The 7,980-nt window shown below is 72.0% G+C and carries 10 protein-coding genes and 1 pseudogene; all 11 read right to left on the minus strand.

The window, feature by feature from the left end; all coding sequences use genetic code 11:
• Positions 1–372, minus strand: a pseudogene (locus CM1CMNOD_RS17030) (DNA-processing protein DprA); the annotation flags it as partial.
• Positions 369–1,910 (minus strand): YifB family Mg chelatase-like AAA ATPase, encoded by a 1,542-nt coding sequence (locus CM1CMNOD_RS17035; RefSeq protein ID WP_013874826.1) that lies wholly within the window; start codon positions 1,908–1,910, stop codon positions 369–371. The gene CM1CMNOD_RS17035 and the pseudogene CM1CMNOD_RS17030, both read right to left, overlap by 4 nt.
• Positions 1,910–2,266, minus strand: coding sequence for a YraN family protein (locus tag CM1CMNOD_RS17040; protein WP_013874827.1), 357 nt, complete (start codon positions 2,264–2,266; stop codon positions 1,910–1,912). Before CM1CMNOD_RS17040 ends, CM1CMNOD_RS17035 begins: the two co-directional genes overlap by 1 nt.
• A gap of 127 nt (positions 2,267–2,393) precedes the next feature.
• Complete coding sequence (locus CM1CMNOD_RS17045) at positions 2,394–2,687, minus strand: DUF2469 domain-containing protein (protein ID WP_013874828.1); 294 nt, start codon at positions 2,685–2,687, stop codon at positions 2,394–2,396.
• On the minus strand, positions 2,684–3,412 hold the full coding sequence (locus CM1CMNOD_RS17050) for a ribonuclease HII (protein ID WP_013874829.1): 729 nt from the start codon (positions 3,410–3,412) through the stop codon (positions 2,684–2,686). The genes CM1CMNOD_RS17045 and CM1CMNOD_RS17050 overlap by 4 nt, the downstream gene beginning before the upstream one ends.
• Positions 3,363–4,685 carry a signal peptidase I gene (gene lepB, locus CM1CMNOD_RS17055; RefSeq protein ID WP_013874830.1) on the minus strand — a complete coding sequence of 441 codons (1,323 nt, stop codon included), beginning with the start codon at positions 4,683–4,685 and terminating at the stop codon, positions 3,363–3,365. The genes CM1CMNOD_RS17050 and lepB overlap by 50 nt, the downstream gene beginning before the upstream one ends.
• Positions 4,686–4,941: 256 nt before the next feature.
• Entirely contained in the window at positions 4,942–5,292 is a 351-nt protein-coding gene (gene rplS / locus CM1CMNOD_RS17060; RefSeq protein ID WP_013874831.1) for a 50S ribosomal protein L19, read from the minus strand.
• A gap of 237 nt (positions 5,293–5,529) precedes the next feature.
• Positions 5,530–6,279 carry a tRNA (guanosine(37)-N1)-methyltransferase TrmD gene (trmD, locus tag CM1CMNOD_RS17065; protein WP_013874832.1) on the minus strand — a complete coding sequence of 250 codons (750 nt, stop codon included), beginning with the start codon at positions 6,277–6,279 and terminating at the stop codon, positions 5,530–5,532.
• Positions 6,280–6,308: 29 nt separating this feature from the next.
• Complete coding sequence (gene rimM, locus CM1CMNOD_RS17070; RefSeq protein WP_013874833.1) at positions 6,309–6,935, minus strand: ribosome maturation factor RimM; 627 nt, start codon at positions 6,933–6,935, stop codon at positions 6,309–6,311.
• A gap of 12 nt (positions 6,936–6,947) precedes the next feature.
• Positions 6,948–7,181, minus strand: coding sequence for an RNA-binding protein (locus CM1CMNOD_RS17075; protein WP_013874834.1), 234 nt, complete (start codon positions 7,179–7,181; stop codon positions 6,948–6,950).
• Positions 7,182–7,640, minus strand: coding sequence for a 30S ribosomal protein S16 (rpsP, locus tag CM1CMNOD_RS17080; RefSeq protein ID WP_013874835.1), 459 nt, complete (start codon positions 7,638–7,640; stop codon positions 7,182–7,184).
• Positions 7,641–7,980 lie beyond the last annotated feature (340 nt).

A 7,980-nucleotide genomic window follows, 5' to 3' on the forward strand; every position in this document is an offset into this window, starting at 1 on the left:
CCCATAGGCGGTCGCCGCCCGGGAGCCCACCACCGCCACCGCCCGTTCGCACAACCGGCTCAGGTCCCCCTCCCCACGGGCCCACAGCCCGAACGGCTCCCCCGCCTCCGGCTCCGGGCCGTCGGACAGCCGGCCGAGGGCGATCAGCACGGACGGCCACTCCGGGTCCCCCGGGCAGATGAACCGCCCATCGAGGGCCGCAAGCAGGCCCAGGTCGTGTTCCGGGTCGACGTCGGGATAACGGCCGCGCAGGTCGGCCCAGACGGCCACGGCGCCGCGCCGGGCCACCTCGACGCCGACCGCCGACCGGTCCGAGTTGACCGCGCGGGACAGTGCCGCCCTGGCCAGCCGCTCGCTGTCGGTGGCCGTCACTGCTGCCTCCCGGGCAGCCGCAGGTCCAGCGCCATCCCGATCTGGGTCGGCCCCGGGGCGGGCAGGCCGGCCAGGTCCGCGAGCGTCCAGGCCACCCGCAGGACACGGTCCAGACCACGCGCGGTGAGCTGCCCGGACTCGAAGGCGAGATCGGCTGGACGGGTCACCTTCGCCGGCAGTGCCCACGTCCGCCGCAGGGCGGCACCGGGGATCTCCGCGTTGGTGCGCCACGGCGTACCGGCCAGCCGGGAGGCCGTGGCCGCTCGCGCCGCTTCGACCCGCCCCGCCGCGACCGCCGAGGTGTCGGCGTACCTGGCGTCCGCACGCAGTTCGGCCCGGCTGGGCGCGGCGAGTTCGACCTGCAGGTCCACCCGGTCGAGCAGCGGACCTGACAGCCGGGAGAGGTAGCGCCGGCGTACCAGGCTCGGGCACTCGCACGCCCTGGCCATGGCGGCGCCCGCCCGGGCGCACGGGCACGGGTTCGCCGCGAGCACCAGCAGGAAACGAGCGGGAAACCGCGCGCTCACCCGGGCCCGCGCCAGTTCGATCACCCCGCTTTCCAGCGGTTGGCGCAGCGCGTCGAGGGTGGGGCGGGAGAACTCCGGCGCCTCATCGAGGAACAGCACACCCCGGTGCGCCTGGCTGGCCAGGCCCGGGCGCAGCACGGTCGAGCCCGCTCCGACGAGCGCGGCCGGCGTGGCCGAATGATGCGGGTTGCGGTACGGCGGACGGAGCACCAGCGGGCAGTCCTCGGGCAGCAGCCCGGCCACCGAGTGCACCGCGGTCACCTCGAGGGCGGCCTCGGTGTCGAGCGCGGGCAGCAGGCCCGGCAGCCGCTCGGCCAGCATGGTCTTGCCACTGCCCGGTGGTCCCTGCATGAACAGGTGGTGGCCGCCGGCGGCCGCCACCTCGATGGCGAGCCGGCCGCGCGGCTGGCCCGCCACGTCGGCGAGATCGCCGACACCGGCAGCCGCGGAACGCGCCGTGTCGGTGGCGGCCGCCGCCGCCGGCGGATCCGGCTCGTACTCCCCGCGCAGCAGCCGGACCAGGCAGTCGAGATCCTTCACCGGTTCGACGACGGCCCCCGGGACGAGCGCGGCCTCCGGGCCGTTCGCCTCGGGCACGACGACACGTTCGATGCCGGCGTCGAGCGCCGCGATCGTCGCCGGCAGCACCCCGCGGACCGGCCGCAGCCTGCCGTCGAGCGCCAGTTCCCCGAGCAGCACCCGGGAGCGCAGCGCCGCCGGGGGGACGGTGGCCGCCGCTCCGAGGATCGCGGCGGCCATCGCCACGTCGAACCCACTGCCGGACTTCGGCAGGGTCGCCGGGAAGAGCCCGACCGTGATCCGCTGGCTCGGCCACTGCTGGCCGGAGTTGACGATCGCGGCCCGGATGCGGTCCCGGGCCTCGTGCAGGGAGGTGTCCGGCAGCCCGACAAGGGTGATGTCCGGCAGCCCGTTCGCGAGATCCGCCTCGACCTCGACGAGATGCCCGTGCACCCCCACGACCGCGACGCTGAACGCCCGCGCCAGCGCCATCAGAACGCCCCGCGCAGATGCTCCACCCGCGGCGGGTTGTTACGGGTGCGGTACACCTCGACCACGTCGAAGCGCAGCGGCATCAGCGCGTGCTCGTGGTCACGCAGCCAGACGAGCGCCACCCGGCGGATACGAGCGGCCTTTGCCGGCACCACGGCCTGCGCCGGTGTGCCGTAGCGGTCCCCGGAGCGGGTCTTGACCTCGCAGAACACCAGACACGAGCCGTCCCGGGCAACAATGTCGATCTCACCGGCCGCGCATCGCCAGTTACGGTCGAGGATCTCCATCCCGCACCGCGACAGATGCCGGGCGGCGGTGTCCTCCCCGAACCGCCCGAGTACGTCCTTGACCCGCATCGCGCGCTCCCGTCCACGGGCGACGGACGCGCCCGTGGAGATCAGGATGACTGGCGAAAACGGACAGAACGAGATCAGCTGCCGATCTGTGGACAAAACGGGCCTGCGTCATTCGCCCGTCCACAGGTTAGAGCTCGGCTTTGGTCAGCTCCTCGACGTTGATGTCCTTGAACGTGACCACTCGAACGTTCTTCACGAACCTCGCCGGCCGGAACATGTCCCAGACCCAGGCATCACGCAGGGTGAGTTCAAAGAAGATCTCACCGGCGCTGTTGCGGGCCTCGATCTGGTAGTCGTTCGCGAGATAGAAGCGACGCTCCGTCTCGATCACATAGGAGAAGAGACCGACGACGTCCCGGTACTCACGGTAGAGCTGGAGCTCCATCTCGGTCTCGTACTTCTCGAGGTCTTCGGCGCTCATGCGCTCTCCGTCGCGCTGGGTAGCCCGGTCCGTGTCACGGCGTCCTCCAGCCGCGCCAGTCGTTCACGTTGAGCTTGTGCCACATTGACATACGACATCCGATGCTGTTCGCACGGCCCGTACGCGGACAGTGCCGCGGCGTGCCCGGCCGTTACATACCCCTTGTGCTGGGCGAAATCGTACTCGGGATGCCTGTGGTGGAGATCTTTCATGATCCGGTCCCGGGTCACCTTGGCCACCACCGACGCGGCCGCCACACAGGCGACGACCTGGTCACCCTTGAGCACGGCGGTGGAGGCGACCCCCAGCCCCGGCACCGCGAACCCGTCGGTGAGGACGTACCCCGGCCGCCGGCCCAGGCGTGCCACAGCCCGGCGCATCCCGGCGATGTTCGCCACGTGCACACCGCACGCGTCGATCTCGGATGACTGGATCACGACGGTCGCCCACGCCTGGGCGACAGACAGTATCTCGTCGAACACCTGTTCACGTAACCGCGGCGACAACCGCTTGGAGTCCGCGAGATCGACGAGGCGGCGCGACCCGTTCGCGGGGAGGACGACAGCGGCCACCACGAGCGGCCCCGCGCACGCGCCACGGCCGGCCTCGTCGACGCCGGCCACGGGCGCGAACCCCCGGCGCCGCAGGAGACGCTCACAGCCCCACAGCCCGCTCTCACCTCGGACCGCCGCGCCGGTCGGCGCGAACGGCGGGAGGGGCCGCAGCCGGACGCCCTCGGCGGGCCGCCGGGCGCCACCGCGACCGGCGGCCGTCGCGGTGGGCTGACGGGCCGTCGCCGTTGTCGTCACCTGCGTTCCTCCCGAGCCGTTTCACCGGTCGCGTCGGCAGGGTACCGGGCGAGGCTCGCCTGCGCCGCGCCGTGGTGGCGACGCCCACCATCGCCGCTCCCGCCAGCCCGGCGCCGGCAAGCGGCGCGGCGCCCGCCGCCTGCGCACCCGCGGCGGCGAAGATGTTCGGCGGGCTCAGGATCGCCATCCGGCTCAGGGGCCAGACCCGCACGAAGGCCCGGCCGACGACCTTGCTCTGCGGGATGGTGCCGTTCACCCGGGAGTCCGAGGACTCACCGCGGTGGTCACCCATGACCCACAGCTCGCCGGGTGGCACCTTCACCGGCTCGAACTCACGGCCCCCGCCGAGCGGGCTGTTCTCGTACACGTACGGTTCGTCCAGCGGCTGGCCGTTGACCGTCACCCGTCCCTGGGCGTCACAACACGCGACGGTGTCACCGCCCACACCGATGACACGCTTGATGAAGTCCTTGTCACTGGGCGCGCCGAGGCCGAGCATCCCCTGCACCGACCGCAGCGCCCGGGAGAAGACGTTGCCCGGCGGAGTGACCAGGACCTCGGCCCGCTCGAAACCGGTCCCGTCCCCGTTGAACACCACGATCTCGCCACGGTGGACGTCCCGGAAACGGTAGACGAGCTTGTTGACCAGCACCCGGTCGTTGACCAGCAGGGTGCGCTCCATCGACACGGTCGGTATCCAGAACGCCTGGACGAGGAACGCCTTGATGAGCAGGGCGAGCAGGAAGGCGATCAGGACCAGCAACGGCAGCTCACGGGCGAACGAGCCGCGGCCACCGCGGCCGCCGCGGCCCGGGCGCTGGCGGGTGGGCAGGCCGTCCGTGGCATCCACCCCGGCCCGCTGGGGCTCCGGGAACTCCTGACCGGTCAGGTTCTCACCGATGACGTTCTCCCCGGTAGCGTCGCCTACGGCCTCGGTCTGACGGCCGGCCGGCCGGCCGTCGTCGGGGACAGCGGCCGGGTGCCCCTGATTCCGGCCAGGCACGCCGACCGGACCCGGCTGCGGCCGGGTGGTAGCCGATGTGGACCCGGCCGCTTCGTCGTCGGCCGGTAGGGGGGAGCCGATCCGCTCTCCGGGCGTGTCGACCGCGTCGTCCTCGCGGCCGCCCGTGGAGCCGGCGGGCGGAGGCCCACCCCAGCGCATCGGACGACTGTGCTCGGCTCCACTCACCGCGCCACCTCATGGGTTCGCCGACTCGGGCTGGAATGTGCTGTCCGGGGAACCCGGTTGAAAACGATCGCTGACCACCCTACGCGCCTGGCCGGCTCCAACGACGCCACGGCGGACGCGTGTCCGATGTTCGGGTCGCCACACGCACCGGTTGCGATCATGCCGCAACGGCTGCACCACAGCCGGTCGTGTCAGCCATCCTCAGTTCCAGTGTCAGCTCTGGCCCGCCAAACCGCCACGGCCGGCCGGGCACGGCCTACGCCGGCCGGCGCTTCTCCTTGATCTTCGCCGCCTTGCCACGCAGATCACGCAGGTAGTAGAGCTTCGCGCGGCGAACGTCCCCGCGGGTGACAATTTCGATCTTGGATATCACCGGGCTGTGGACGGGGAAGGTCCGCTCCACGCCGACACCGAAGCTGACCTTACGGACCGTGAAGGTCTCGCGCACGCCGCCGCCCTGCCGCCGGATCACGGCGCCCTGGAAGACCTGGATGCGCTGGCGGTTGCCCTCGACGACACGAACATGAACCTTCAGGGTGTCGCCCGGCCAGAACGTCGGGACGTCGGTCCTCAGTGACGCGGCGTCGAGGCTGTCCAGGGTTTGCATGGCAGTCGCTTTCTCGCGGTGATGACGGGACGGGTCGGGCCTGGTCCGGCCGGCGGAGGTGAGCCACTGTAACGGAGCACCTACTAGCGGACCACACACCAGCGGTCTGCGCACCAGCGGGCCGTGCTGGCAGTTGTGCTGGCAGTTGTGCTGGCATTGGCCCCTGATGGCATCCGCTCGGTGCCCGCTCACGCCGAGTGATGTCACCCGGTGCGGCGGACGGCCGGAAACCGTATCCTACTGTGCCACACGCGCGTTCGAGCCGGCCCCACCCGAGCCATCGTCCGCCGCCGCCTGGTCCTGGCGGGCGAGCAGGTCCGGACGGCGTTGCGCGGTCCGCCGCAGGGCTTCGGCCCGCCGCCACCGGCCGATGGCGGCGTGGTCGCCGGAGCGCAGCACGGCCGGGACCTCACGGTCACCCCACACCGCCGGCCGGGTGTACACCGGGGCCTCCAGCAGGCCGTCGGTGAAGGAGTCGTCCGTCACGGACTCGGCGTTGCCGACCACGCCGGGCAGCAGCCGGGTGACCGCCTCCAGGATGACCAGGGTGGCGACCTCTCCCCCGGCGAGAACGTAGTCCCCGATGGAGATCTCGTCGTCGGCCCACTCGTCGATGACACGCGCGTCGATGCCCTCGTAACGGCCGCAGCAGAACACCAGCCATGGCACGTCGGCGAGATCGGCGGCGTACGCCTGCGTGAAGGGCCGTCCGACCGGGGTCGGGACGACGATCCGGGGCCGCCGGCCGTCCGCCGCGCCCAGCGCGCGGATCTCGGTCAGCGCAGCCCACCACGGCTGCGGACGCATGACCATGCCCGGCCCACCGCCGTAGGGGGCGTCGTCGACACTGCGATGCACGTCGTCGGCCCACTGCCGCAGGTCGTGCAGGTGGACGTCGAGGATGCCGCGCGCGCGGGCCCTACCGACCAGGGACAGCTCCAGCGGGCTGAGATAGTCGGGGAAGATCGTAACTATGTCGACGCGCACAACCGCTCCGCTGCTCCAGGTCCGCCGCGCTACTCCAGGTCGAACAGGCCCGGTGGCGGGTCGACGACGATCCGGCCGACCGGCACCTCGACCGTCGGCACGATCTCACGCACGAACGGGACGAGCACCTCACGGCCGCCGACGTGCTCGACGGCGAGCAGTTCCCCGGCGGGCGTGTGGACGACGTCGACGACCGTGCCCACGTCGGCATCATCAACCGTGACCACCCGCAGTCCGACGAGGTCGCGGTCCCACCACAGGTTGCCGGCATCCTCGTCGCCGTCGTCCGCGGCCTGGCCCGCCTGACCGGCGGCGATGGTGAGAACGCGACCGCGCAGGGCCTCGGCGGCGTCGCGGTCGCCGACGCCCTCGAAGCGCACCAGCAGGCGGCCGGCGTGCCAACGCGCCACAGCCACCATCAGCGGCGTGGCCGTGGGCGGCTCGCCACACAGGTGCGTCCCGGGCGCGAACCTGCGCTCGGGAACGTCCGTACGGACGTCGATCGTCACCTCGCCCCGGATGCCGTGGGGACGGCCGATCCGGCCGACCACGACCGGCTCGTCCGCCGCCGGGTCGGCGGCAGGACCGTCTCCGTCACGCGCTGCCGCGGACCGCGGCCGGCTGGTGGCGCTTTCGCCGTGTGTTCCGACAGTCATCTGCAGACGGCCCTACCGGTCGACGTCGATCACATCGACCCGCAGGCCCCGGCCACCCACCCCGGCCATGACCGTCCGTAGCGCGCGGGCTGTCCGCCCGCCGCGCCCGATGACCTTGCCGAGATCGTCCGGATGTACCCGGACCTGGAGGGTGCGACCCCGCCGGCCCGACTGCAGGTTCACGTGCACATCGTCCGGGTGGTCGACGATGCCCCGAACAAGATGCTCGAGGGCGGCTTCCAGCACTTACTGCCCCTCCGGAGCCTGCGACTCGGCCGCCGCCGGCTCGGTCTTCCCAGCGGCGGGCGCGTCCTCCGTCGCCTTCTTGCCCTTCTTCGGCGTGGTGGCGGGCTTGTCCGTGAGACCGGCCGCGGCCTTGGCCGCAGCCTGGAACACCTCGCGCTTGTCGGCCTTGGGGGCGGCGACCTTCACCGGTGGTGGGGCGGGAAGACCCTTGAACTTCTGCCAGTCACCGGTGACCTTGAGGATCGCGAGTACCGGTTCGGTCGGCTGGGCACCGACACCGAGCCAGTATCCGGCGCGCTCACCGTCGACCTTGATGATGCTCGGGTCGGACTTCGGGTGATACTGCCCGATCGTCTCGATGACCCGTCCGTCCCGCTTGGTACGGGCGTCCGCGACGACGATCCGGTAGTGCGGCTCGCGCATCTTGCCGAGGCGCTGAAGTTTGATCTTGGTTGCCACGATTGTCGAACTGCTCCAGACGTACGTCAGTAGTCACCGGACACCACAGGTGCGGATGCGGAGTACCGGTAGCTGGGTTTGCCGGACGCCACTCGCGGCGCCGATGGTGAACGGGACCAGGGCGGAAACCCCGGACCGCCATCCCAGTTTGCCAGATCGCCCGACGCGGGGTGTGCCCGGGCGCCGGTGGCGCCGCCAGCGCCATCAGCGCCGCCGGCCATGCCCCTGCCCGGGCGGCGGGAAAGCGCCACCGGGCAGACCCTCGCCGCGCATCAGGGCCGACAGGTCGGGCAGCTCGCCCTCGCCGAGCCCGGGCGCCTGCCCGGCGGGCCCGCCGGGC

Source organism: Protofrankia symbiont of Coriaria myrtifolia (assembly GCF_900634755.1).
GTDB classification, from domain to species: Bacteria; Actinomycetota; Actinomycetes; order Frankiales; family Frankiaceae; genus Protofrankia; species Protofrankia coriariae.

Excerpts from the sequence above, each read along its gene's own strand:
- CM1CMNOD_RS17035 (WP_013874826.1), bottom strand. The coding sequence starts at position 1,910 with ATGGCGCTGGCGCGGGCGTTCAGCGTCGCGGTCGTGGGGGTGCACGGG.
- CM1CMNOD_RS17040 (WP_013874827.1), bottom strand. The coding sequence starts at position 2,266 with ATGCGGGTCAAGGACGTACTCGGGCGGTTCGGGGAGGACACCGCCGCC.
- CM1CMNOD_RS17045 (WP_013874828.1), bottom strand. The coding sequence starts at position 2,687 with ATGAGCGCCGAAGACCTCGAGAAGTACGAGACCGAGATGGAGCTCCAG.
- rplS (WP_013874831.1), bottom strand. The coding sequence starts at position 5,292 with ATGCAAACCCTGGACAGCCTCGACGCCGCGTCACTGAGGACCGACGTC.
- rimM (WP_013874833.1), bottom strand. The coding sequence starts at position 6,935 with ATGACTGTCGGAACACACGGCGAAAGCGCCACCAGCCGGCCGCGGTCC.